The sequence below is a fragment of the Streptomyces chiangmaiensis genome (assembly GCF_036281785.1).
Classification (GTDB): domain Bacteria; phylum Actinomycetota; class Actinomycetes; order Streptomycetales; family Streptomycetaceae; genus Streptomyces; species Streptomyces chiangmaiensis.
In genome coordinates this window covers 1-25,886 of record NZ_JAYWVC010000120.1, presented here as the reverse complement: position 1 = coordinate 25,886, position 25,886 = coordinate 1, and the positions used below count along the sequence as shown (strand labels likewise).

Genomic DNA, 25,886 nt, shown 5'->3' with positions numbered 1-25,886 from the left:
ATGCCTCGTTGCACCGAACGTACCTACCTGGGTGTTCGCCAGGGAGCGCGCGATCGCTGCGACACATACATTAGCGCAAGCAGGGGGGTGCTCCGCCAATCCATACTCCCCACGACCGATGCCCACGCAAGGGACGACGCAGACGCAAGGGAAGGGTGGCCGCCATGCGCTATCGGCTCACGTTCGTCGCCGGGGTGGTACTGGGCTACGTGCTGGGCACGCGGGCCGGGCGAGAACGGTACGAGCAGCTGAAGAAGTCCGCCCGCCAGGTCGCGCAGAACCCGGCCGTGCGCAACACCGCCGAGACCGCGGCCCACCAGGGGCGCGAGATCGCCGGCAAGGCGTTCCACGCGATGAGCGACAAGGTCGGCGACCACATGCCCGCCTCGGTCGCGGGCCGGGTGCGCTCGCTGCGTGAACGGAACGCGAACGGCAGCATCGAGGACGACTGGGGCACCAGCAACACCTGACCGCGCGAGTCGCCGGCACCGCCCGGCCGGCCATCGGCTTCCGCCGCACCGGGCGTGTCGTCCGGCCCCTCCCTGCGAGGCGCGCTCACCCCCCTCCGTACGGCAGAATTTCCGCCATGGGGATAGTCGCCGGGTTGGACAGTTCACCCGATTTCACTCGTATCGTCGTCTGCGACTCGGACACGGGGTCCGTGCTCAGGCAGGGATATGCGCCGCATCCGGTGGAGGGTGGCGGCCGTCCCTCCGACGTCGATCCGCAGGCCTGGCTGCTGTCCCTCGGGGAGGCGGCCGGCGGCGGTCTCCTGGAAGGCGTGCAGGCCATCGGCGTCTCCGCACAGCAGAACGCCCTGGTCCCGCTCGACTCCCAGGGCGCCACCGTACGGCCCGCACTGGTCGGCGGCGACAAGCGGGCGCAGGTCGCGGCGGCCGACCTCATCGACGCGCTCGGCGGGCGGCAGGCCTGGGCCGAGGCCGTCGGGTGTGTGCCGCAGCCCGCTCAGCCCGTGACCAAAATGCGCTGGCTCGCCAAGACCGAACCCGACAACGCGCGGCGCACCACCGTGCTGCTGCAGGCCCACGACTGGCTCGTGTGGCAGCTGCTCGGCCGGCCTGTGAGAAGGACCACGGATCGCGGCGGTGCCTCGGGGACCGGGTACTGGTCGGCCGCGACCGGCGCCTACCGCCCGGATCTCGCCGAGCTGGCGCTCGGGCACCAGGCCACGCTGCCCGAGGTGCTGGGGCCGTCCGACGCGGCGGGGACGACCCCGGAGGGGCTGCTGATCTCCGCGGGTACCGGCGAGACCATGGCCGCCGCGCTGGGCCTGGGCATCGGCCTCGGCGACGCGGTCGTCTCGCTCGGTGCCTCCGGATCGGTGATGGCGGTGCACCCCGGAGCGCTCGTCGACTCGAGCGGGATGATCACCTCCTTGGCGGACGCGACGGGCATGCACCTGCCGGTGGTAACCACGCTCAATGCCGTGCGCACCCTGCGCGGCACCTCCGAACTGCTCGGCGTACCCGACCTGGAGTCCCTGTCCGACCTGGCGATGAAGTCGACGCCGGGCTCGCACGGGCTCGTCCTGCTGCCCTATCTGGAGGGTGAGCGGACCCCCAACCTGCCCCACACCGCGGGCACCCTGGCCGGGCTGCGGCGCGAGTCGATGAAGCCCGAGCACCTGGCGCGGGCCGCTTTCGAGGGCATGCTGTGCGGGCTCGCGGACGCGCTGGACGTGCTGCGCGGGCGCGGGGTCGAGGTACGCCGGATCTTCCTGCTGGGGCGCACCGCGGAGCTGTCCGCCGTGCAGGCGGCGGCTCCCGCACTCCTCGGCGTGCAGGTCGTGGTGCCCCAGCCCGCCGACTACGCGGCGATCGGCGCGGCCCGGCAGGCAGCCTGGTCCCTCGGCGTGTCGCAGGGGACTCTCGACCCGCGCACCCCGCCCGTCTGGCAGGGCGCGGTCGCCCAGGTCCTGGAGCCGGGTGACGAACTGGCGGTGGGCCAGGCCGTGCGCCAGCAGTACGTGTCCGTACGCGAGCAGACGCATCCGGGGGCGTTCCGCTCATAGAGCGCCCGCCCCGTCGTACGACTCACACGGCGTCGTACACGTGCGGACGCATCCGGTACGCCACCTGTCCCACCCCCTGTCGGCCCCGGTCCCGGGACTGAATCCCAGTCAGCACATCAGCCGCAGCCGGATTAATCGGTTGAGGTAACGCGGGTGGAATGGTCGACGATAGGGGGTGGTGCACCACCGTCTGCCATGCCGTCCGCCGACGACTCCGAGAGATCTCGCGTGCTCATACACCTTCTGAGGGCTCACCTGCGCCCGTACAAGAAACCGATCGCCCTGCTGGTGCTGCTGCAGTTCCTGCAGACCTGCGCCACCCTCTATCTGCCCACCCTCAACGCGCACATCATCGACAACGGTGTCGTGAAGGGGGACACGGGCTACATCCTGACCTTCGGCGGCCTGATGATCGGGGTCTCTCTCGGCCAGGTTCTGTGCAACACGGGCGCCGTCTACTTCGGTGCCCGTACCGCGTCGGCCCTCGGCAGGGACGTGCGGGCCGCCGTCTTCGACCGGGTGCAGTCCTTCTCCTCCCGGGAGGTGGCCCACTTCGGTGCGCCGTCGCTGATCACCCGCACCACCAACGACGTGCAGCAGGTGCAGATGCTCGTCCTGCTGACGTTCACCCTGATGGTGTCGGCGCCGATCATGTGCGTGGGCGGCATCGTCCTGGCGCTCGGTCTGGACGTGCCGCTGTCCGGCGTGCTGGTCGCGGTGGTGCCGGTGCTCGGCATCTGCGTCACGCTGATCGTGCGCCGGCTGCGGCCGCTGTTCCGCAGCATGCAGGTCCGCCTCGACACGGTGAACCGGGTGCTGCGGGAGCAGATCACCGGTAACCGCGTCATCCGCGCCTTCGTCCGCGACGGCTACGAGAAGGATCGCTTCGGGGGCGCCAACACGGACCTCACGGACGTGTCCCTGAAGACAGGCCAGACGCTTGCACTGATGTTCCCCATCGTGATGACGGTGGTGAACCTCTCGTCCATCGCGGTGGTCTGGTTCGGCGCGCACCGTATCGACAGCGGCGGCATGCAGATCGGCGACCTGACGGCGTTCCTCGCCTACCTCATGCAGATCGTCATGTCCGTGATGATGGCCACCTTCATGTTCATGATGGTGCCGCGCGCGGAGGTGTGCGCCGAGCGCATCCAGGAGGTGCTCGACACCGACTCGAGCGTCGTGCCGCCCACCGCACCCGTATACGAACTGCGGCGCCACGGCCACCTGGAGATCCGCGGCGCCGGGTTCCGCTACCCCGGTGCCGAGGAGCCGGTCCTCAAGGCCATCGACCTGGTGGCGCGCCCCGGTGAGGTCACGGCCGTCATCGGGTCCACCGGCAGTGGCAAGTCGACCCTGCTCGGGCTGGTCCCCCGCCTCTTCGACGTCACCGAGGGCGAGGTGCTGGTGGACGGCGTGAGCGTCCAGGAGATCGACCCGAAGCTGCTGGCGCAGACGGTCGGGCTCGTCCCGCAGAAGCCGTACCTGTTCGCGGGCACGGTCGCCACCAACCTGCGCTACGGCAATCCGAACGCGACCGACGAGGAGCTCTGGCACGCGCTGGAGGTGGCGCAGGCCAAGGAGTTCGTGTCGAAACTGGAGAACGGTCTCGACTCCCCCATCGCCCAGGGCGGAACGAACGTCTCGGGCGGCCAGCGGCAGCGCCTCGCGATCGCCCGCACCCTCGTCCAGCGCCCGGAGATCTATCTCTTCGACGACTCCTTCTCCGCGCTCGACTACGCGACCGACGCGGCCCTGCGCGCGGCGCTCTCGCGGGAGACCGCGGAGGCGACGGTGGTGATCGTCGCCCAGCGCGTGGCGACCATCCGGGACGCCGACCGGATCGTGGTCCTCGACGAGGGCCGGGTGGTCGGCACCGGCCGCCACCACGAACTGATGGCGGACAACGAGACCTATCGGGAGATCGTGCTCTCCCAGCTCACGGAAGCGGAGGCTGCCTGATGGCCGGGCCCATGGGACGCATGATGGCCGGGGGCAGCCCGGACCAGCGCTCAATGGACTTCAAGGGGTCGGGGAAGCGGCTGCTGTCGCTGTTCAAGCCCGAAAGCACGCTCATGATCACGATGCTGGTCTGCGGTGTGCTGAGCGTGGGGCTGTCCGTGATCGGCCCGAAGATCCTCGGCAGGGCTACCGACCTCGTCTTCGCCGGCATCATCGGCCGCCAGATGCCCGCGGGCATGAGCAAGGAGCAGGTCCTCGAGTCCATGCGGAAGCGGGGCGAGGGCGGCATCGCCGACATGCTCTCCGGCACGGACTTCACCCCGGGCAAGGGCATCGACTTCGATGCCGTGGGGAGGGTCCTGCTGCTCGCCCTCGGCGCCTTCCTGCTGGCCGGTCTGCTGATGGCGGTCTCCACGCAGCTCTCCAACCGGGCCATCAACAAGACCGTCTACCGCATGCGCGAGGAGGTGCAGGGGAAGCTGTCGCGGCTTCCGCTGTCGTACTTCGACAAGCGGCAGCGCGGTGAGGTGCTCAGCCGCGCCACCAACGACATCGACAACATCGGCCAGACGCTGCAGCAGTCGATGGGCCAGCTCATCAACTCGCTGCTCACCATCGTGGGCGTGCTGGCCGTGATGTTCTGGGTGTCATGGCTGCTGGCGCTGGTCGCGCTGGTGACCGTGCCGCTCTCCTTCGTCGTGGCGACGCGGATCGGCAAGCGCTCGCAGCCCCACTTCGTGCAGCAGTGGCGCACGACCGGCACGCTGAACGCGCACATCGAGGAGATGTACACCGGGCACACGCTGGTGAAGGTGTTCGGGCGCCAGCAGGAGTCGGCCCAGCAGTTCGCCGAGCAGAACGAGAAGCTCTACGAGGCCGGGTTCAAGGCGCAGTTCAACAGCGGTGTGATGCAGCCGCTGATGATGTTCGTGTCGAACCTCAACTACGTGCTGGTGGCCGTGGTCGGCGGCCTTCGTGTCGCGTCCGGTGCCCTGTCCATCGGTGACGTCCAGGCCTTCATCCAGTACTCGCGGCAGTTCTCGATGCCGCTGACGCAGGTCGCGTCGATGGCGAACCTCGTGCAGTCGGGTGTCGCCTCGGCGGAGCGCATCTTCGACCTGCTGGACGCGGAGGAGCAGGAGGCGAACCCCGAGGAGGGGCTGCGGCCGCAGGAACTGCGCGGCCGGGTCGCGCTGGAGAACGTGTCCTTCCGGTACGACCCCCAGAAGCCGCTCATCGAGGACCTGTCGCTGAAGGTCGAGCCGGGACACACGGTCGCGATCGTCGGCCCGACGGGCGCCGGGAAGACGACGCTGGTGAACCTGCTGATGCGGTTCTACGAGGTCACCGGCGGGCGGATCACGCTCGACGGGGTCGACATCGCGAAGATGTCCCGGGACGATCTGCGGGCCTCGATCGGGATGGTGCTCCAGGACACGTGGCTGTTCGGGGGCACGATCGCGGAGAACATCGCGTACGGGGCGGCGCGTAAGGTCACCCGCGGCGAGATCGAGGAGGCGGCGCGCGCGGCACACGCGGACCGGTTCATCCGTACGCTGCCGGACGGCTACGACACCGTGATCGACGACGAGGGCACCGGGGTGAGTGCCGGTGAGAAGCAGCTCATCACGATCGCGCGGGCCTTCCTGTCCGACCCTGTGATCCTGGTGCTGGACGAGGCGACGAGTTCGGTGGACACCCGGACAGAGGTCCTGATCCAGAAGGCGATGGCCAAACTGGCGCACGGACGGACGTCCTTCGTCATCGCGCACCGGCTGTCGACGATCCGGGACGCGGACACGATCCTCGTGATGGAAAACGGGTCCATCGTCGAACAGGGCTCGCACAGCGAGCTGCTGGCCGCCGACGGGCCCTACGCGCGGCTGTACAAGGCGCAGTTCGCCGAGGCGGTGGCCGAGGTCGACTGATTCCGGGGGGACCGCCCGTGGGGGCGGTCCCCTTCAGTCCAGATAACCCCTCAACTGGTCGGCGAAGGCGTGGTCGCGCAGCTTGTTGAGCGTCTTCGACTCGATCTGGCGGATCCGCTCGCGGGTCACACCGAAGATGCGGCCTATCTCCTCCAGCGTGCGAGGGCGGCCGTCCACCAGCCCGTAGCGCAGCTGTACGACCTTCCGCTCCCGTTCCCCGAGGGTGGAAAGGACCGCCTCCAGATGCTCCCTGAGCAGCAGGAACGCGGCGGACTCGACCGGGCTCGCGGCGTCGCCGTCCTCGATGAGGTCGCCGAGGGCCACGTCGTCCTCCTCGCCCACGGGCGCGTGCAGCGAGACGGGCTCCTGGGCGAGCCGCAGCACCTCGGTCACCCGCTCGCCGGGCAGTTCGAGGTGGGCGGCCACTTCCTCCGGCGTCGGCTCGTAGCCGCGCTCCTGGAGCATGCGGCGCTGGACGCGGACGACGCGGTTGATGAGCTCCACGACATGGACCGGGACGCGGATGGTGCGGGCCTGGTCGGCCAGGGCGCGGGACATCGCCTGGCGGATCCACCAGGTCGCGTACGTCGAGAACTTGTACCCGCGGGCGTAGTCGAACTTCTCGACGGCCCTGATCAGCCCGAGGTTGCCCTCCTGGACGAGGTCGAGCATGGTCAGCCCGCGGCCGATGTACCGCTTGGCGACCGAGACGACGAGCCTCAGGTTGGCCTCGATGAGCCGGCGCTTGGCAACCCGGCCCATGACCACCAGCCGGTCGAGGTCCAAGGCGAGTTCGGTGTCCAGGTCGGGGGTGTTGCCGAGCTTCTCCTCGGCGAACAGTCCGGCCTCCACACGGCGGGCGAGTTCGACCTCCTCGGCGGCCGTGAGCAGGGGAATGCGACCGATCTCGCGCAGGTACTGACGGAACAGGTCCGAGGAGGGCCCGCCGGTGTCGGCGCGGCCCCGGAGCGGTTCGACGGTCTCGGGCGCCTCGGCGGCCTCGCCGGCGGGCGGCTCCTCGAGCTCGGGCGGGTCCTGCGGCTCGGCCTCCGTCTCGGGGTGGTGCGCGAGCCGGCTCTGCGGTGGCACCGCCGCGAGGACGTCGGTCTCCACATCCGGCTCGTCCGTACGGATGTCGGTCTGTGTGAGGGTCTGGGTCTGCACGGGGGCGACCTCCAGGAATGTCGCTGCTGAGGCATGCGGCAGCGGTACGTCCGGGATGGGGCCGGTGGTCCGCCCGCCGGCCATCCCGTAGTCGTTGAGCGGAATCGCGGGGGTGTCGGACCCGCCATGGGCGGGTCGGCCGCGCTCCGGGGACTCAGGCACCGCACCCCAGTGTGGAGTACGACACATCTCCGCCACGAGGGGCGTGCGGCCACTTTTTGAGTCCGATGCGTGACCGATCGGTTACTCAGGTCGTTTCACCATCGCACCGGCCGACCGCGATCCTGGACCACCTCGGCATCGCTCGGCCCGAGCCGGCCCCGGACGACCAGGGACTCCACACGGCGGCGCTACAGCGCCGCCGCGCCCCTTTCCCGCAGCGCCTGGTCGTACTGCTGGAGTACCCACAGTTCGTTCTGGACCGCGGACAGGTGGGCCGGGTCGGCGTGGGGGCCCAGGCGGGTCAGGGTGCTCTGGACGTCGCGGACGCGGCGTTCGACGGCGCGGCGGCGGACCGTGACCAACTGGGCGCCCGCGTAGGTCTCGTCCACCTCCTTGCGGAGCATGATCGCCTCGACCGCCAGTTCCGTCACCATGGCGCGCACCGTGTCGTCGGGAGCCACCTCGCGCACCCGGACCAGGTACTCCTGCGGGTCCTGCACGCCGTACTCCGCACCGCCCGCCTCCAGGATCGCCTCGCGGACCGCCGCGTACGGCGGCGCGGTGAACTCGTCGGCCCCGTACGCATCGAACGCCGGGGCAACCAACTCCGGCCGCTGAAGGGCGAGTTTGAGAAGCTCGCGCTCGGTCGCGTAGACCGGGTTGCGGAGGTTGAGCGCCGGGCCCGTCACGGCCGGGCGGGGCGCCGCCTGGTGCGGCTGCGGGGTGCGCTGCCCGGTCGGCGCCGGTCCGCGGCCGCCCCGGTCGCGTGCCCAACGGGCGAGCTGCGCCACCCGCTTGACCACGAACTGGGTGTCGAGGATGCCGAGCATGCCCGCGAGCTGGACCGCGACCTCATGCTGGGCGCCGCTGTTCTTGATGCGGGCGACGACGGGCGCGGCCTCGTCCAGCGCGGCGGCGCGCCCGGCCGGGGTCTCCAGGTCGTAGCGGCCCAGGATCTGGCGGAGCGCGAACTCGAACAGCGGCATGCGGGGTTGGACCAGGTCGGCGACCGCGTCGTCGCCCTTCGCCAGGCGCAGCTCGCAGGGGTCCATGCCGTCCGGCGCGATCGCGATGTACGTCTCGGCGGCGAACTTCTGGTCGTCCTCGAAGGCGCGGAGGGCGGCCTTCTGACCGGCCGCGTCACCGTCGAAGGTGAAGATCACCCGTGCCGAGCCGTTGTCCATCAGCAGCCGGCGCAGGATCTTGATGTGGTCGCCGCCGAAGGCCGTGCCGCAGGTGGCGATGGCGGTGGTGACGCCCGCGAGGTGGCAGGCCATGACGTCGGTGTAGCCCTCGACGACGACCGCCCGGCTCGCCTTCGCGATCTCCTTCTTCGCCAGGTCGATGCCGTAGAGGACCTGGGACTTCTTGTAGATCGCCGTTTCGGGGGTGTTCAGGTACTTGGGCCCGTTGTCCGCCTCGTACAGCTTCCGCGCGCCGAAGCCGACCACGTCCCCGCCGATGTCGCGGATCGGCCACATCAGCCGCCCGCGGAACCGGTCGATGGGGCCGCGGCGGCCCTCCTGCGACAGGCCCGACAGGAGCAGTTCCTTGTCACTGAAGCCCTTGCCCCGCAGGTAGCGGGTGAGGTGGTCCCAGCCCTGGGGGCTGTAGCCGACGCCGAAGTGGACCGCGGCGGCCTGGTCGAAGCCGCGCTCGGCCAGGAACGCCCGTCCCACCTCGGCCTCGGGGCCGGTGGCGAGCTGCTCGGCGTACCACTTAGCGGCGAGCTGGTGGGCCTCGACGAGGCGGATGCGCTCGCCGCGCTGGTGGGTCGGGTTGTACCCGCCCTCCTCGTACCGGAGCGTGATGCCGGCACGGGCGGCGAGGCGCTCGACCGCCTCGGAGAAGGAGAGATGGTCGACCTTCATCACGAACGTGATGGTGTCGCCGCCCTCCTGGCAACCGAAGCAGTGGAACAGGCCCTTGCTCGGGCTGACCTGGAAGGACGGGGACTTCTCGTCGTGGAACGGGCACAGACCCTTGAAGTTGCCGCCGCCCGCGTTGCGCAGCTGGAGGTACTCGGACACGACGGAGTCGATCGGGACCGCGTCCCGTACCGCCTTCACGTCCTCGTCGTTGATCCGTCCTGCCACGAGGTGATTCTACGGGCCAGAACCGACACTCCCGGGGCGGGCCGGCCGCGCAGCGGCCACGGCACGGGGGTGTCCCGGGGAATCACAGCGCGGGGGCTCCGTGCCGGCGGACGACGGCCTTCGGGTCAGGGGGTGAGGCTCTCCAGCGGCACCCCCGGGTCCGCCAGCGCCTCCTGGTCCACGACGGCCCTCGACCGGATCAAATCCTGAATCCGTTCTGTGACGTCCCACACGTTCACGTTCATCCCCGCCAGCACCCTCCCCTCCTTCAGCCAGAACGCGATGAAATGCCGCTTCCCGGCGTCGCCCCGGATCACCACCTCGTCGTACGACCCCGCCGGCGCCCATCCGGAGTACTCCATGCCCAGGTCGTACTGGTCGGAGAAGAAGTAGGGCAGCCGGTCGTACGTCACCTCGCGTCCGAGCATCGCGCGTGCGGCCGCCGGGCCGCCGTTCAGCGCGTTCGCCCAGTGCTCCACGCGCAGCCGGATGCCGAAGACGGGGTGGTGGAGGGAGGCGATGTCACCGGCCGCGTAGATGTCGGGGTCGGAGGTGCGCAGCCGCTCGTCGACCACGACGCCCCCGCCCTGCGCCCGGTCGGCGATCTCCAGGCCGGCCGCCTCGGCAAGTCCGATGCGCGGCGCGGCGCCGATCGCGGCGAGCACGTCGTGCGCGGGATGTTCCTCGCCGTCGTCGGTACGGGCGGCCAGCACCATGCCGTCCTGGCCGACGATCTCGGTGAGCCGCACGCCGAAGCGGAAGCGGACACCGTGCTCGCGGTGCAGCTCGGCGAAGAGGTTGCCCAGCTCGGGGCCGAGGACCGTGTGCAGCGGGGTCGGCCCGTGTTCGACGACGGTGACCTCGGCGCCGTACTCGCGGGCCGCCGCGGCGACCTCCAGGCCGATCCAGCCTGCACCCGCGATCACGAGGTGGCCGTTGTCGCGGCCCAGCGAGGTGAGAACGCCCTTGAGCCGCACGGCGTGGGCGAGTCGGCGCAGATGGTGGACGCCGGCGAGATCGGTGCCCGGGATGTCGAGGCGCCGTGGCTCCGCGCCGGTCACCAGCAGCAGCTTGTCGTAGTGGACGAGCGTGCCGTCGTCGCCGAAGCGGACCATCTTGGCATTGCGGTCGATGGCGTCGACGGTCTGGCCGAGATGCAGTTCGATGTCGTTGCGCGCGTACCACGCGGGCTCGTGGACGAAGACGCTGTCGCGTTCCTCCTTGCCGAGCAGATAGCCCTTGGAGAGCGGCGGCCGCTCATAGGGGTGGTCCCGTTCGTCGCAGATCAGTATCACGCGGCCGGTGAAGCCCTCCGCGCGGAGCGTCTCGGCCGCTTTCGCACCGGCCAGACCTCCTCCGACGATGACGAATGTCTGATCCGCGTCGACCACTTGATGCCTCCTCTTAAGGATGTCGCCATATGCGAGCGTCCCGCACGTAGCGTGAAGCGGGAAGGGGGAGTGGCCCGATCAGGCCATTCCCGGTCACGTCCGGCTCAGGTGCGCCCCGTCAGCCGCTCGTGCAGGGACCGTGCCGAGGCGTCCGTGAGCGAGGCGATCTGGTCGACGATGACCCTTTTGCGAGCGCGGTCGTCGGCCGCCTCGTGGTAGAGCGCGCGGAACTGCGGATCGAGCCCGTCGGGCGCGCGGTCGGTGAGGGCCCGGGCCAACTCGGCGACCACGACGCGCTGGTCGGCGCGCAGCCGCTCCTGCTCGGCGCGCTGCATCACGTACAGGTCGGCGACCGCCTTGAGGACCGCGCACTCCAGGCGGGTGCGCATGGGCACGACGAGCTCGGCGGCGTACCGGGTGAGGCGCCCGCTGCCGTAGGCCGACCGGGTGGCGCCCTCCGCGGCCAGGCAGAAGCGGCCGATGAGCTGACTGGTGGCGTCCTTCAGCCGGGCCTGGGCGACCGCGGAGCCGTCGTAGCCGCGGGGCCACCACTCCTGGGCGAGGAGCCGGTCCAGGGCCTCGGCCAGCTCCTCGGGGTCGGTGTCCGCGGGCACGTACCGCCCACGGGCGACGGCGAAGACGCCCGCACGCTCCGCCGCGGCGTGCAGACAGCCCGGGTCGATGTGGCCGGCGTGCAGACCGTCCTCGAAGTCGTGCACCGAGTAGGCCACGTCGTCGGCCCAGTCCATGACCTGGGCCTCGAAGCAGATGCGATGGCCGGGGGCGCCCTTGCGGACCCAGTCGAAGACGGGACGGTCGTCCTCGTAGACCCCGAATTTCGGGGACTTGGGGTCGGTGGGGTGGGAGCCGCGCGGCCAGGGGTACTTGGCGGCGGCGTCGAGGGCGGCGCGCGTGAGGTTCAGGCCCACGCTGACGAGTTCGCCGGTGTCCGCGGTCCGTACGAACCGCTTGGGCTCGATACGGGCGAGCAGGCGCAGGGACTGGGCGTTGCCCTCGAAGCCTCCGCAGTCCTGCGCGAACTCGTTCAGCGCCTGCTCGCCGTTGTGCCCGAAGGGCGGGTGGCCCAGGTCGTGGGAGAGGCAGGCGGCCTCGACGAGGTCGGGGTCGCAGCCGAGGGCGGCGCCCAGCTCGCGGCCGACCTGGGCGCATTCCAGCGAGTGGGTGAGCCGGGTGCGGGGGCTGGCGTCCCAGGCCTCACTCCGAGTGCCCGGCGTGACGACCTGGGTCTTGCCCGCCAGACGGCGCAGTGCGGCCGAGTGCAGCACGCGCGCGCGGTCGCGCTGGAAGGCGGTACGGCCCGGGCGCTTGTCGGGCTCCGGTGCCCAGCGCTCGGCCGCCGCGGAGTCGTACGCCGAGCCGGCCGAGCCGTTCTCGTACCGCGCGGAAGTCTCGTAGGCCTTCGGTGCTGTGCCGTCCATGACCCGACAGTAAACGCAGCAGGCGACAATCGGGATGTGGGCGTCCGTCTCCCGCAGGGCCGTTTCGCACCGCGGAGCAGGTCGTTCAGGCGGAGGTCAGCGCCCGTTCGTGGGACGGCTCCGGGGTCCCGAGGGTTTCGGCGTAGCGGTGCAGGACCAGACGGGCCATGGCCGGGTGGGCGCCGAGCGGGGCCGCGGCGATCCACGGGGCGGCTTCGGCGCACTCGGTGGCGAAGCGGCCGGGCGCGGCGAAGCAGGAGGCGACGGCGATCCGGTGGCGCCCTCGGGCGGTGAGTGCACGCACCGCGCCGGCGACGCTGGGCGCTGCGGCGGAGGCGTAGGCGGGGACGACGGGGACGCCGAGGCGTTCGGCGAGCAGGTGCGCGGTGCGGCGGGTGTCGGCGGCGGAGTCGGGGTCGCGGGAGCCGGCGGCCGCCAGCACGACGGCGCTCCCCCGGCGCTGGGCGTCACTGAGCGTCGTGCGCCAGCCGGACTCGACCAGCCGGGCGTAGAGGGTCTCCACGAGGAGGGGGTGCGGGCCGAGCGGCGCGGCCACGCGGGTGTCCGCCCGCGCCGCGGCGGCGGCTTCGGGGATGTCCCGCTTGACGTGGTGGCCGCGGCCGAGCAGCAGCGGTACGAGGACGGCGCGGCTGTCGCCGAGATCGGCGAGCGTGTCGGGCAGGAAGGGCTCGTTCAGCTCGATGTGGCCGAGGCGCACGGGCAGCAGCGGGCGCAGTTCGCGGACGCGCTCGACCAGGGTGCGCACGGTGGACAGGGCGCGCGGGTCCCGGCTGCCGTGCGCCACGAGGACGAGCGCGGGCGGAGTCGGGCGCCGGGTGCCGTTGAGCGACACGACGCCCAGCCGGCTGCCGAGCCGGCTGCTGATCCGGTTCATGAGTTGTGCCGCGCTGTCGAGGTGGGCGCCACCGGGCGGCAGCCCGCCGGGGTGGTCGTGGGACTCGTCGCGAGGAGGGTTCGACGCCGTCATGGAGCGATCCTGGCCCGGTGGGATTGCCGCCCCGTTGCACGACCATGACCGGGTTGTTTTCCGGGGTTTCACAGCGTGGGGACCGGGTGGTGTGAGGGACGCGGGTTCCTTCGCGCACGCCCTGGGCACGGGAGGGCCGGCGCTTCGCGTGGGACGTCCCTCGCCGTCCGGGCGAACCGGATCACCGTGCCCTGCGTCCACACTGGCGACACCGGTGAAGCGACCGACCTGAGGGGAAGCGTGTCGATGGGCCTGCCGCGCCTGAGGATCCGCCGGCCGAGACTGCCGCGTACGCGTGCCGGGCGGCGCCGGGCCGTACAGGCTCTCGTGCTCTTGTGCGTGCTGGCGCTCCTGCCGGCGACGTGGATGTACCTGTCCACGGGCGGCCGGCTGCGCACGACCGCGGACGTGCCGCGCACGGAGGTCGCCGTGGTCTTCGGCGCAGGCCTGTGGGACGGCGAGCCGTCGCCGTATCTCGCCCACCGGCTGGACGCGGCGGCACAGCTGTACCGGGCGGGCCGGATCAAGGTCGTCCTGGTCACCGGCGACAACAGCCGTGAGGACTACGACGAGCCGGACGCGATGCGCGCCTACCTGGCCGGGCACGGGGTGCCACGCGCGCAGGTCGTGACGGACTACGCGGGCTTCGACACCTGGGACTCCTGCGTCCGGGCGAAGAAGATCTTCGGAGTGGACCATGCGGTCCTGATCAGCCAGGGCTTCCACATCCGGCGTGCGGTTGCCCTGTGCCAGGCGGCGGGCGTGACGTCGTACGGCGTCGGTGTCGACGACAAACACGACATGACCTGGTACTACGGCGGCACCCGGGAGATCTTCGCGGCAGGCAAGGCGTCTCTGGACGTGCTCCTCCACCCGGACCCGCGGTTCCTCGGCCCCAAGGAGCACGGGGTCGCGAGGGCGCTGGCCGCGGCGCGCGGCTGAGAAGCGAGAACGGACCCGGCTCCCGCCGTGCCGGGGGCGCGGGACCTCACGCCGCCTCACGCTCGGCGGGGAGGTCCTGGTCCCGGCCGTGTAACGGCGGGCGCGCCGGCACGTAACACGGCGCACGCACGCTGGGCGGCATGCCGACCACCCCGACACCCACCCACTGCCCGTACTGCGCCCTGCAGTGCGGGATGAATCTGACGGCCCTGCCCGGCAAAGGCGTCGAGGTGACCGAGCGCGCGGACTTCCCGGTGAACCGGGGCGCGCTGTGCGGCAAGGGCAGGACGGCGCCGGCCCTGCTGTCACCGGGGGTACGGCTGACTTCGCCGTTGGTGCGCTCGGGGGGCGTTCTCACGCCGGCCGGCTGGGACGAGGCCCTGGACCGGGTCGCCGAGGGGCTCTCCCGGGCGCGCACGGAGCACGGCCCCGACGCGCTCGGGGTGTTCGGCGGAGGCGGCCTGACGAACGAGAAGGCGTACGCGCTCGGGAAGTTCGCCCGGGTGGTGCTCGGCACCTCGCAGATCGACTACAACGGGCGGTTCTGCATGTCGTCCGCGGCGGCCGCGAGTGTGCGGGCGTTCGGGCTCGACCGGGGACTGCCGTTCCCGCTGGAGGACGTGTCGCGCACCGGGTGCGTGATCCTCGTGGGCTCCAACCTCGCGGAGACGATGCCGCCCGCGTTGCGCTGTCTGACGGAACTGAGGGAGAACGGCGGCACGTTGATCGTCGTCGACCCGCGCCGCACCCGGACGGCCGAACAGGCGGACCTCCATCTGGCGCCGCGGCCGGGCACGGACCTGGCGCTGGCGCTCGGTCTGCTGCACCTGGTGGTCGCCGAGGGGCGCACGGACGAGGCCTACATCCGCGAGCGCACCAGCGGCTGGGAGGACGCACGGGCCGCCGCGATGGCGCACTGGCCGGAGTATGTGGAGCGGATCACGGGGGTGCCCGTTCCGGAACTCCGCGCGGCGGTACGGCTGTTCTGTGCGCCTGAGAACGCGATGGTGCTGACCGCGCGCGGGCCCGAGCAGCAGTCCAGGGGCACGGACACGGTGAGCGCGTGGATCAACCTGTGCCTGGCGACCGGACGAGCGGGGCGCCCGCACTCCGGCTACGGCTGCCTGACCGGCCAGGGCAACGGGCAGGGCGGCCGTGAACACGGGCAGAAGGCGGATCAGTTGCCCGGCTACCGCAAGCTGACGGACCCGGCGGCGCGCCGGCATGTGGCAGAGGTCTGGGGGGTCGATCCGGACACGCTGCCGGGCCCGGGCCGCAGTGCCTACGAACTCCTCGACGCGCTGGGCACGGACATCCGCACACTGCTGCTGATGGGCTCCAACCCGGTGGTGTCGGCCCCGCGCGCCGCACACATCGAGGAGCGGCTGCGCTCGCTGGACTTCCTCGCGGTGTGCGACGTGGTCCTCTCGGAGACGGCGGCGCTGGCGGACGTCGTGCTGCCGGTCACGCAGTGGGCGGAGGAGACGGGCACGACGACGAATCTGGAGGGCCGGGTCCTGCTGCGCCGCCGTGCGCTGCCCCCGCCGCCCGGGATCCGCAGCGACCTGGAGGTCCTGCACGGACTCGCCGCCCGGCTGGGCGTGGAGAAGGGCTTCCCCACGGAGCCGCAGGACGTCTTCGACGAACTGCGCCGCGCCAGTGCGGGCGGTCCTGCGGACTATTCCGGCATCACCTACCGGAGGCTGGCCGAGGAGAGCGGCGTGTTCTGGCCGTGCCCGGCGGCGGACGGTGCGGAGGCGGCGGAGGGCGTATCGCCGCACGTGCTCCCGCAGGATCCGGCGCAGGACGGGTCGCCGGCCGCCGTCCACCCCGGCACGCCCCGCCTGTTCCTCGACCGGTTCGCCACCGAGGACGGGCGGGCCCGGTTCGCCGCCGTGTCGTACCGGGCCGTCGCCGAGGAACCCGACGACACCTATCCGGTGCTGCTGACCACGGGGCGGGTGGTCGCCCAGTACCAGTCCGGGGCGCAGACACGGCGCGTCGAGGAGCTGAACGCCGCCGCGCCCGGCCCGTACGTGGAGATGCACCCGCGGCTGGCCGAGCGGCTCGGCGCGGCGGACGGCGAGCCGGTGGCCGTGGTGTCACGGCGGGGCCGCGCCGTGGCGCCCGCACGGGTCAGCCGTGCCATCCGGCCCGACACCGTGTTCATGCCGTTCCACTGGCCGGGCGAGGGCCGCGCCAACACGCTGACGAACCCGGCCCTCGACCCCACCTCCCGTATGCCGGAGTTCAAGGTGTGCGCGGTACGGCTGGAACGTGTGCGAAGCGCCCCGGAGGGTGACTCAGTGGCTGGGTGTGTGTGAGGCACTCGCGGCACTGTCCGGCGGCGGTTTGGTCTGTGCCGTTCCGCCGGGCGGGGGGCTCGACGGCGGGACCTCGGGCGTTCCGCCCGGCGACGGGGACGTGGGCGGTCGCACGCCTTCGCCGCCGGCGCCCTTCTCGGTGCTCTCGCGTGTGGGGTCGATGCCGACGGTCAGTGTCGCGAGCAACCCACCGTCCACGTCCCCGGTGACGGTCGTCAGCCCGTCCCTCGCACCGCCCCCGCCGTACACCGTGTCCTGGGCGAGCCGGCCGCGCTTGCCCGTGTGCCGGCTGTACGGGGACCTCGCGTACACCGCGTCGGCGTGGCGGTCGTCGAAGAAGAGCTGCCCGGTCCAGTTGAGCTTGCCGCCCTCGTAGGTGCCGCCGGTCTTCCTGCCACCGGTGTGCACTCTGACGTGGATGTGGGGGGCGCGCGAGGCGTACCAGCCGGGGAAGATCGTCGCGAACTCGGCGACGCCGTCGGAGCCGGTCGTCCGGAAGCCCCGTAGATACGTCCCGGCCTGATTTCCGCCGGCCTCCTGGCTCGCGGCGGGCACCGTGCCGCCCGGGCGCGCGGTCGGGTAGCCGGAGTAGTAGCCCCAGGCGTCGCACTGCCAGATCTCGACGGCCGCGCCCTTGAGGAGCGCACAGGCGTGGGGCTCGTCGCGCACGGTCAGCCGCACCGTGAGCGGCACCCCCTGCCTGCCGTCGGTGATGTCCCTGCGGAAGGGCGCGCCCTCGAGGTGGAACGGCCCCGCCGTGGTGCTCGGCGTGAGCACGCACAACTCGGCGGCGGGGCTCGGCGTCTTGCGGGGGCCTGAGGCGTGGGAGCCGCGGATCGGGGAGGAACAGGAGCTGACCCCGAGTCCCAGGACGGCACCCGCGGCGGCGCCGCCCAGCGCGAGGGCACGCCGCCGGGAGATGTCGCTGTCGGTCATAGCCGGGACCCTAGGACGGGCGGCGGCGCAGTGGGAGGGGACGCACGGCCCGGTCGCCCGCACGAGCGACCCTGGCACCCCGTCCCGGCTCGTTCGCCTCGGGCGCCGTGCCGTCGATGTGGCCCACGGGCCGTGGGCCTTCCGATGGCGCGCCGCCCTCCCGGGTGCCGCTCCGACGGCGTCTCAGCGCCGCGCCGGCCAGTCCCCGCCCTCGATCGGTGTGCCGTGCGCGCGCAGTCGTGCCGCGACGGCGGGCGCGGCGAAGTACACCCACGCCCGCACCGTCCTGCCGTCCGACGCCGTCACGTCCCGGTCCACCCGCTCGTAGAGGCTGCGGGGGTCGCCCGGCACACAGTCCTCCAACCTGTCGAGGGCGTCGAGCAGTTCGCCGTACGCCTCCGGCAGCGGGGCGACGATCTCACCACGGACCGTGCCGCCGTGCTGCTCCACGGCGTAGGGGTATCCGGGGCCTTCGTACAGGACGGCCCCGGGCAGCAGCCCGGGCTCCTCGGAGCGGGTGCGCCCACGCAGGAACACGTCGTGGTTGCGCCCTCCGGGGCGCAGCGTCCCGTACACGAAGAACGGCAGTCTCACGTACCCGCTCCCCGGCTGGTCCCGTCGGCCGCCATGATCGGTCTCCCTTTCGCGCCCCCGACAAAGCCCTGCAGAAACGATTTTCACACCCCACACACATCCCCCCGAACGCGCTATGGACATGACATGTCATGAACCCTTAAATCGGGGAGACGTCCGGGGCCGCCGCCCCTGACCCCCACACGCGCCCCCACGCGCCTTTCCGAGGAGACCGATGAGTCGGATACGGCACATCCGAGGTTCCCGTCTCACCGCGGCAGGAACCGCCGCGACCACCGCGGCCCTGCTGGCCGCCGCCCTCGCCCCCGCTCCCGCCGCCGGCGCCGCCGACAGACCCAGCCGGGCCACCGCGATCGCCAATGCCGCGGCGGCGCTGGTGCACCAGGCAGGTCGCCTGGGCCTGACCTCGGCGCAGGGCACCAGCGTACGGGACGTCGTCGTGGACGCGGACGGCAGTCAGCACGTGCGCTACGACCGGACGTACCGTCAGCTCCCCGTACTCGGCGGCGACTTCGTGGTCCACCTGGCTCCCGGCGGTTCCTACCGCAGTACGGACCGGGCCACGAAGCGCGCCGTCACCGTGCCGACGACCACCCCCACGGTCAAGGGCCCCGAGGCGGCCGATCTGGCCGCCGCCGCGCTGCGCGCCGCGAACGCGGGCGAGTTGCTGAAGCGCGTGACCGCCAGGCCGCAGCTCGTCGTCGACGCCCTGCACGGGGCGCCGAGGCTCGCCTGGCGCACGGACGCCGTGGGCCAGGACTCCCTCGGCAACCCGGTCGCCCGCACCGTCCTCACGGACGCCCTCACCGGCAGGCAGATCGACGCATGGGACAGCATCGAGACGGCGACCGGTGACGGGAAGTCCCTCTACAGCGGCACGGTCTCCCTGGAGACCACGCAGTCCGGCTCCACGTACCAGCTCAAGGACCCGACGCGCGGCAACACGTACACCGGCGACGCCGCGAACAAGACGGACCTGTGCTTCCTCGGCATCTGCCTCAGCCGGGCGCCTGCCACCCTGTTCACCGACTCGGACAACCACTGGGGTTCGGGGACGGTGTCGGACCGCTCGTCGGCGGCGGTGGACGCGCAGTACGGCACCGACGAGACCTGGGACTACTACAAGAACGTCCACGGCCGCAACGGCATCGCGGGCGACGGCAAAGGCTCGTACAACCGCGTGCACTACGGCACCAACTACAACAATGCCTTCTGGGACGACAGTTGCTTCTGCATGACGTACGGGGACGGCGACGGGAGCACGTTCGGCCCGCTGGTGGCGCTGGACGTGGCGGGCCACGAGATGTCGCACGGCGTGACGTCCAAGACGGCGGCGCTGACGTACTCCGGTGAGTCGGGCGGCCTGAACGAGGCGACCTCGGACATCTTCGGGACGCTGGTCGAGTGGTACGCGAACAACTCCTCGGACCTCGGTGACTACCTCATCGGCGAGAAGATCGTCCGCTCGGGCTTCGGCAAGGCGGCACTGCGGTTCATGGACAAGCCCTCGAAGGACGGGAACTCGGCGGACTGCTGGAGTTCGTCGGTCGGGAACCTCGACGTCCACTACTCCTCGGGCGTCGCCAACCACTTCGCCTACCTGCTCGCCGAGGGCAGCGGCGCGAAGACCGTCAACGGGGTCTCCTACAACTCCCCCACCTGCAAGGGCCCGACGGTGACCGGCATCGGCCGGGACAAGCTCGGCAAGATCTGGTACCGGGCCCTGACGGTCTACATGACGTCCTCGACCAACTACGCCGGCGCCCGCACGGCGACGCTGAACGCTGCGAAGGACCTCTACGGCGCCGGCAGCACCGAGTACAACGCCGTGGCGGCGGCGTGGAGCGCGGTCAACGTGGGCTGACCGGCCCGCTCCGGGCGATAACCCGTGGCAGGTCGGGTCCCGGTGCGTCTACGCTCCGGGACCCGACCCGTCCACCACGGCCCCGTGGAGACCCATGCCCACCGCGAAGATGCACGCCGACGAGCTCGACGTCGACAGCGACCTGGTGCGCCGGCTGATCGCGGAGCAGTTCCCGCAGTGGGCCTCACTGCCCGTCGCCGAGGTCCCGTCCGCCGGGACGGACAACGCCATGTACCGGCTGGGCGACGACATGGTCGTACGGCTGCCGCGCCGGCCCGACGGGGCCCGGCAGGTGGCCAGGGAACAGCGCTGGCTCCCCCTCCTCGCCCCGCACCTCCCGCTGGCGGTTCCGGTGCCGCTGGGCAGGGGCGAGCCGGCACCGGGCTACGGGCAGCCGTGGTCGGTGCTGCGCTGGCTGGACGGCGAGAACGCCTTCGACGCCCCGATCACCGACCTCGTCGATGCCGCGGTCGGCCTGGGCCGCTTCGTGGTGGCGCTGCGGAGGGCGGACGCCACCGGGGGCCGGGCCTCCTGGCGCGGCGGCCCGGTCGAGGCGAACGACACGTACGTCCGCGCGGCGATCCGCGACCTGGGCGCCGACGGCAGGGTGGACCCGGCCGCGGCGACCGCGCTGTGGGAGGAGGTCGTCCGGCTCCCTCAGTGGGACGGCGACCCCGTCTGGCTGCACGGCGACCTCCTGCCCGGAAACCTGCTGACCGAGGCCGGCCGGCTCACCGCGGTGATCGACTTCGGTGGCCTGGGCGTGGGCGACCCGGCGGCCGACATGCTGGCCGCATGGGCGGTCTTCACGGCCGGCACCCGCGCGTCGTTCCGTGCGGCGGCCGAGGTCGACGACGCCACCTGGGCGCGGGGGCGGGGCTGGGCCCTGTGCTTCGGCCTGATGGCGGAGCACCACTACCGGAAGACCAATCCGGTGCTCGCGGCGGTGGCCCATCGGACGGCGGCCGAGGCACTCGCGGACTGACGGCGCCCGCACCCCGACGGGCGCACTCCGGCCCGCGGGCGCCGGACCACCCGGCGTACGGCCGCCGCTCCTTCGCCTCCCCCGACGCCCGGGCCACCACGCATCCCCCGCCGTTCCACCCGTCCGTCGCACGCCCGACCGCCCATCTCCGTCACCCGTTTCGCAGCCGTCCCTGCGCCCTTCGGGTGCTCTCTGACAGCCCGTCGGCCACACGTCCGTGACCTGCCCGAACGCCGCCGCGGCCGGCCCTCGGCGCGTCTCGTCCGACACCCGTTCATCGTATTTCTGACGAACCATCAGAAAGCGGCGGCGGTCGACTGCCGCTTTCCTCGAAAGGGCAGGGGCACGACCTACGCAGCGGCACACTCGGGATGTCGCGGGCCGTGCTCTCTCCGAGGAGCACCACGATGCGACGAACGGCCCGCCTGATCACCGGTCCCGCGCTCGCCGTCGCCGCCGCGGCACTCGCCGCCGCACCCGCGTACGGCGGTGGCACCGACAACCTGGCGGTCTCTCCCACGATCGTCGTACCCGGGGCCGAGGTCACCGTCGACACGAAGGCCTGCGGCCCGGACGGCTCGGCGGCCGGCGACGCCACCGCGGTCGGCGCCGGAACGTTCACGCTCGTGCCCGGCACGCACGAGGAGAAGGCGACGGGACGGTTCCGGGTGCCACCGAGCGCGCAGCCGGGGACGTACGAGATCGTCGCGACGTGCTCCGGCAAACAGCACACGACCGTGACCGGCGACCTGGTGGTCTCCCTCACCGCGGTCAAAGATCCGGCGCTTCCGCGAGGAAGCGTGAAGACGGGGGTCGGCGGCGCACTCGGCCCCGACCCCGTGCAGACCGCGGCCGGTGTGGCGGCTCTCGCCGTAGCGGCCGCGGGCGGTACCTGGCTCCTGCATCGCCGAGTGAGAGGCGACGGGAACTGACGGACACCCTCCGCTGTCCGTCCGCCGGTACCGCCACCCCGCTCCCCCTCCGGGTCCGATGCCCCTCGCGTCCCGGAGGGGGTCCGGGAGACCCACATCCTGCAAGGAGGCCGATGTGCGCAAGGTCGCCACGTCCCACACCGTCGGTGACGCCGCCATAGCGTCCGTCACGGTGGTCGCCCTCTTCTGCGGCATATGGCTGCTGCGCGGCACTGCCGAGACCCAGGCGCCCCCGCAGCCGACGGCCGCTCAGGCAGCCTCGGGCACGGACTACAAGCGGTTCGGCCCCCCCGCCCTGCCGCCCTCGCCACCGGACCGTATCCGCATACCCTCCCTACGCGTCGACGCCCCCCTCACCGGCCTCGGCCTGACCAGCACCGGCAATCTCCAGGCCCCGCCCGCCGCCGACAAGAACCTCGCCGGCTGGTACGAGCACGGCGCCACACCCGGCGAATCGGGCACCGCGGTCGTCGCCGGTCACGTCGACACCACGGCGGGCCCCGCCGTCTTCTACGACCTCGGCGCGCTGAAGAAGGGCAGCACGATCGACGTGCACCGCCGCGACGGTTCGACCGCCATCTTCACCGTGTACGCGGTCAAGGTCTTCCAGGGCAAGAACTTCCCCGACGACAAGGTGTACGGGCCGGCGGCCCGTCCCGAACTCCGGGTGATCACATGCGGGGGCGGTTACTCGCGCAGGACGGGCTATCAGGGAAACGTGGTGGTCTTCGCCCGCCTCGCGGCGGGCCACCGAGCCCTCACCATCCCGCTCCGCCTCCGCTGAGGGCAGCGTTCCTCGCGGGAAACAGGCATGATGCGGCCGGGTAACGTCGGCACCGCACGCTGCGATGCATGACCTCGAATACGCGTGTGGTGGTGATCGGCGCGGGACTCGCGGGCGCCCGTCTCGCCCGGCGGCTCGGCGAGCTCGGGACGCCCGTCCTGCTCGTCGGGGAGGAGGAGCACCCCCCGTACAACCGCGTGCTGCTGGCCGACGTCCTGGCCGGCCACTACGCACCCGAGGTGATCTCCCTCCCGGCCCCGGAGCGCCTCGTCCGCGCCCGGGCCACCCGGATCGACCGCGCCGGCCACGAGATCCACTGTTCCGACGGCTCGGTGATGGCCTACGACACGCTCGTCCTCGCCACCGGCTCCAACCCCGTGCTTCCTCCCCTGCGCGGCCTGCTCGCCCCCGACCGGCCGGAACTGCCCGAGGGCGTGCACGCGTTCCGCACCATGGACGACTGCCTGGGCCTCGCCAAGGCGGTGCGCGAGGGCGTGCGGGCCGTCGTCATCGGCGGCGGGCTGCTCGGTGTCTCCGCCGCCCGCGCGCTCGCCGCCCGCGGCGCCCAGGTCGTCCTCGCCCAGCAGGCGGAGCGGCTGATGGAGCGTCAGCTCGACCCGGCCGCCTCGGCGCTGGTACGCCGCCATCTCACCGATCTGGGCGTCGAGGTCCACACCGAAACCCGGGTCCGCGGCGTGCGCACCCTGGCCGGCGCGGTCCGTTCCGTGGAGATGGCCGACGGCTACGCCCTGGACACCGACCTCGTTGTACTGGCCTGTGGCGTCCATCCGCGGGTGGGTCTGGCCCAGGAGGCGGGCCTCGCCGTGGACAAGGGCGTCCTCGTGGACGACGAACTGCGCACCACGGACCCGCGCATCCGGGCGATCGGGGACTGCGCCCAGCACGCCGGCACCGTGTACGGGCTCGCCGCCCCGGCATTCGAACAGGCCGAGGTCCTCGCCGATCTGCTCGCGGGCGACCCCGGCTCCCGCTACACCGGCACCCGCTCCCTGACCCGGCTCACCCTCGCCGGGCAGGACTTCCTCGACCTCGCCGCCTTCGGCGAGACCGACCCCCGCCCCGGCGACGACGTCGTGCAGCTCGCCGACGCCACCCGCGGTACCTACCGCAAGGTGGTCGTCCGCGACGACCACCTGATCGGCGGGGTGCTCGTCGGCGACCTCGGCACCGTCGGCGCCCTCGCCCGCGCCTGGGAGGGAACCGAGCCGCTCCCCACGGACGGCGCCCCGCTGCTGCACCTGCTCACCAACGATGGAGGCTTCTGATGCCCACGACCGCATGGGGCGGGGACCGGCCCCGCCCCACGATCGTGCTCGTCGGCCACGGCATGGTCGGCCAGCGCTTTCTCGAGGCGCTCGCCGAGCGCGGCCTGACCGCCACACACCGCGTGGTCGTGCTGTGCGAGGAGCCGCGCCCCGCCTACGACCGGGTCCGGCTCACCTCGTACTTCACGGGTACCACGCCCGAGGAACTGTCGGTGACGGACCCGGAGTTCATCAAGAGGCACGGGATCGAGCTGCACATCGGCGACCCGGCCGAGACCGTCGACCGGGGCTCCCGCACCGTCACCGCCCGCTCCGGGCTCACCGTCCCCTACGACACGCTTGTCCTCGCCACCGGCTCCTACCCGTTCGTGCCGCCGGTCCCCGGCAAGGACGCCGAGGGCTGCTTCGTCTACCGCACCGTCGAGGACCTGCTGGCCATCGAGGAATACGCGAAGACGAGGGCCATGACCGGCGCGGTGGTCGGCGGCGGTCTGCTCGGCCTCGAGGCGGCGGGCGCGCTCAAGGGTCTGGGTCTGGCCACGCACATCGTGGAGTTCGCGCCGCGTCTGATGCCGGCGCAGGTCGACGAGGGCGGCGGAGCCGCGCTTCTGCGCACCGTCGAGGGCATGGGCCTGACCGTGCACACCGGCACGGGCACCCAGGAGATCGTCGCCGGCGAGGACGGCGCGGTGACGGCCATGAAGCTGTCCGACGGCTCCGGACTGGCCACCGACATGGTCGTGTTCTCGGCCGGGGTCCGCCCCCGTGACCAGCTCGCGCGCGACTGCGGACTGACCGTGGGCGAGCGCGGCGGCATCGCCGTGGACGAGCAGTGCCGCACGGTCCGCGATCCGCATGTGTTCGCGATCGGCGAGTGCGCGCTGGCGTCCGACGGCCGGGTGTACGGACTGGTCGCGCCGGGTTACGCGATGGCCGAGACGGCCGCCGCCACGATCGCTGCCGAAGAGGCCGCGTTCACCGGCGCCGACCTGTCCACCAAGCTCAAGCTGCTCGGCGTGGACGTGGCGTCCTTCGGCGACGCGCACGGCACCACCGAGGACTGCCTCGACGTCGTCTACGCGGACTCGCGTTCGGGCACGTACAAGAAGCTGGTCATCGGCCGCGAGGGGGAGCTGCTCGGCGGCATCCTGGTCGGCGACGCGGAGGCGTACGGAACGCTGCGCGCGCTCACCGGTTCGGTGCCGCCCGTCTCGCCGGAGTCCCTGGTGCTGCCCACCGGGGCCGGGGACCCCGACCGGCTCGGACCGTCCGCGCTGCCGGACGAGGCGGTCGTCTGCTCCTGTCACAACGTCACCAAGGGCACGGTCCGCGGCGCAGTCACCGAACACCGGTGCAGCACCGTGCCGGAGGTGAAGAAGTGCACCAAGGCCGGTACGGGCTGCGGCAGTTGCATCAAGGTGCTCGACCGGTTGGTCGCCGCCGAGCTGGCGGCGAGCGGCGTCGAGGTCGACAAGGGCCTGTGCGGCTGCTTCCCGCAGACCCGCGAGGAGCTGTACGAGATCGTCCTCACCCTGCGGATCACCTCCTACCAGCGGCTGCTCGACCGGTTCGGGCGCGAGGGCGCGCGCGGCGGGGACGGGTGCGAGACCTGCAAGCCCGCGGTCGCCTCGATCATCGCCTCCCTCGCACCGGCGATCGGCGCCGACGGCCACGTCCTCGGCGGCGAGCAGGTGGCACTGCAGGACACCAACGACCACTTCCTCGCCAACCTGCAGAAGAACGGCTCCTACTCCGTGGTGCCCCGCATCCCCGGCGGCGAGATCACCCCCGAGAAACTGATCGTGATCGGCGAGATCGCCCGCGACTTCGACCTCTACACAAAGATCACCGGCGGCCAGCGGATCGACATGTTCGGCGCCCGGGTTGAACAACTACCCCTGATCTGGACACGGTTGGTCGACGCAGGCTTCGAGTCCGGACACGCGTACGGCAAGGCGCTGCGCACCGTGAAGTCCTGCGTGGGCCGGACCTGGTGCCGCTACGGCGTCCAGGACTCCGTGCGCATGGCGATCGATCTGGAGCTGCGCTACCGGGGCCTCAGGTCCCCGCACAAGCT

At 72.0% G+C, this 25,886-nt stretch carries 19 protein-coding genes; 12 read left to right on the top strand and 7 right to left on the bottom strand.

Annotation, left to right across the window (positions count from 1 at the left end; all coding sequences use genetic code 11):
* Positions 1-164 precede the first annotated feature (164 nt).
* The 4 genes from VXC91_RS28050 (at position 165) to VXC91_RS28035 (ending at position 5,922) form a co-directional block, all read left to right on the top strand.
* Positions 165-470, top strand: a complete 306-nt coding sequence (locus VXC91_RS28050; protein WP_329510132.1) for a YtxH domain-containing protein — start codon at positions 165-167, stop codon at positions 468-470.
* A 116-nt stretch (positions 471-586) separates the two neighbouring features.
* Complete coding sequence (locus VXC91_RS28045) at positions 587-2,032, top strand: xylulokinase (protein ID WP_329510131.1); 1,446 nt, start codon at positions 587-589, stop codon at positions 2,030-2,032.
* Positions 2,033-2,260: 228 nt separating this feature from the next.
* Complete coding sequence (locus VXC91_RS28040) at positions 2,261-3,994, top strand: ABC transporter ATP-binding protein (protein ID WP_329510130.1); 1,734 nt, start codon at positions 2,261-2,263, stop codon at positions 3,992-3,994.
* Positions 3,994-5,922 carry an ABC transporter ATP-binding protein gene (locus tag VXC91_RS28035; protein WP_329510129.1) on the top strand — a complete coding sequence of 643 codons (1,929 nt, stop codon included), beginning with the start codon at positions 3,994-3,996 and terminating at the stop codon, positions 5,920-5,922. The genes VXC91_RS28040 and VXC91_RS28035 overlap by 1 nt, the downstream gene beginning before the upstream one ends.
* Positions 5,923-5,955: 33 nt before the next feature.
* On the opposite strand, the gene VXC91_RS28030 is transcribed toward VXC91_RS28035, so the two are convergent.
* The 5 genes from VXC91_RS28030 to VXC91_RS28010 form a co-directional block, all read right to left on the bottom strand.
* Complete coding sequence (locus tag VXC91_RS28030; protein ID WP_329510128.1) at positions 5,956-7,248, bottom strand: RNA polymerase sigma factor; 1,293 nt, start codon at positions 7,246-7,248, stop codon at positions 5,956-5,958.
* Between the two features lie 188 nt (positions 7,249-7,436).
* Positions 7,437-9,344, bottom strand: a complete 1,908-nt coding sequence (gene dnaG, locus VXC91_RS28025; RefSeq protein WP_329510127.1) for a DNA primase — start codon at positions 9,342-9,344, stop codon at positions 7,437-7,439.
* 125 nt (positions 9,345-9,469) lie between these two features.
* On the bottom strand, positions 9,470-10,735 hold the full coding sequence (locus VXC91_RS28020) for an NAD(P)/FAD-dependent oxidoreductase (protein WP_329510126.1): 1,266 nt from the start codon (positions 10,733-10,735) through the stop codon (positions 9,470-9,472).
* A 104-nt stretch (positions 10,736-10,839) separates the two neighbouring features.
* The gene (locus VXC91_RS28015; protein WP_329510125.1) at positions 10,840-12,174 is read right to left on the bottom strand and encodes a deoxyguanosinetriphosphate triphosphohydrolase; all 1,335 of its coding nucleotides are present in this window, start codon (positions 12,172-12,174) and stop codon (positions 10,840-10,842) included.
* Between the two features lie 85 nt (positions 12,175-12,259).
* Positions 12,260-13,162 (bottom strand): sirohydrochlorin chelatase, encoded by a 903-nt coding sequence (locus tag VXC91_RS28010; protein ID WP_329510124.1) that lies wholly within the window; start codon positions 13,160-13,162, stop codon positions 12,260-12,262.
* A gap of 246 nt (positions 13,163-13,408) precedes the next feature.
* Between VXC91_RS28010 and VXC91_RS28005 the strand changes: the two genes are divergently transcribed.
* Together VXC91_RS28005 and VXC91_RS28000 are read left to right on the top strand one after the other, a co-directional pair.
* Positions 13,409-14,104 carry a SanA/YdcF family protein gene (locus tag VXC91_RS28005; protein ID WP_329510123.1) on the top strand — a complete coding sequence of 232 codons (696 nt, stop codon included), beginning with the start codon at positions 13,409-13,411 and terminating at the stop codon, positions 14,102-14,104.
* A gap of 140 nt (positions 14,105-14,244) precedes the next feature.
* Positions 14,245-16,428, top strand: a complete 2,184-nt coding sequence (locus VXC91_RS28000; RefSeq protein ID WP_329510122.1) for a molybdopterin oxidoreductase family protein — start codon at positions 14,245-14,247, stop codon at positions 16,426-16,428.
* Here VXC91_RS28000 and VXC91_RS27995 read toward each other — a convergent pair.
* Complete coding sequence (locus tag VXC91_RS27995) at positions 16,408-17,364, bottom strand: intradiol ring-cleavage dioxygenase (RefSeq protein ID WP_329510121.1); 957 nt, start codon at positions 17,362-17,364, stop codon at positions 16,408-16,410. The two genes, VXC91_RS28000 and VXC91_RS27995, sit on opposite strands and share 21 nt — an antisense overlap.
* A gap of 183 nt (positions 17,365-17,547) precedes the next feature.
* Positions 17,548-17,958 carry a gamma-glutamylcyclotransferase family protein gene (locus VXC91_RS27990; protein ID WP_329510120.1) on the bottom strand — a complete coding sequence of 137 codons (411 nt, stop codon included), beginning with the start codon at positions 17,956-17,958 and terminating at the stop codon, positions 17,548-17,550.
* A gap of 214 nt (positions 17,959-18,172) precedes the next feature.
* Between VXC91_RS27990 and VXC91_RS27985 the strand changes: the two genes are divergently transcribed.
* From VXC91_RS27985 to nirB, 6 genes are all read left to right on the top strand, one after another.
* Positions 18,173-19,822: a M4 family metallopeptidase gene (locus tag VXC91_RS27985; RefSeq protein WP_329510119.1), complete on the top strand. Its 1,650-nt coding sequence runs from the start codon at positions 18,173-18,175 to the stop codon at positions 19,820-19,822.
* A 94-nt stretch (positions 19,823-19,916) separates the two neighbouring features.
* Positions 19,917-20,807 carry an aminoglycoside phosphotransferase family protein gene (locus VXC91_RS27980; protein WP_329510118.1) on the top strand — a complete coding sequence of 297 codons (891 nt, stop codon included), beginning with the start codon at positions 19,917-19,919 and terminating at the stop codon, positions 20,805-20,807.
* 407 nt (positions 20,808-21,214) lie between these two features.
* Positions 21,215-21,739, top strand: a complete 525-nt coding sequence (locus VXC91_RS27975) for a hypothetical protein (protein ID WP_329510117.1) — start codon at positions 21,215-21,217, stop codon at positions 21,737-21,739.
* A gap of 115 nt (positions 21,740-21,854) precedes the next feature.
* The gene (locus VXC91_RS27970; protein ID WP_329510116.1) at positions 21,855-22,523 is read left to right on the top strand and encodes a class F sortase; all 669 of its coding nucleotides are present in this window, start codon (positions 21,855-21,857) and stop codon (positions 22,521-22,523) included.
* 68 nt (positions 22,524-22,591) lie between these two features.
* Positions 22,592-23,809, top strand: coding sequence for an NAD(P)/FAD-dependent oxidoreductase (locus VXC91_RS27965; RefSeq protein ID WP_329510115.1), 1,218 nt, complete (start codon positions 22,592-22,594; stop codon positions 23,807-23,809).
* Positions 23,809-25,886 (top strand): nitrite reductase large subunit NirB (gene nirB, locus VXC91_RS27960; RefSeq protein WP_329510114.1); only part of this gene is annotated, 2,078 nt, incomplete at its 3' end. The genes VXC91_RS27965 and nirB, both read left to right, overlap by 1 nt.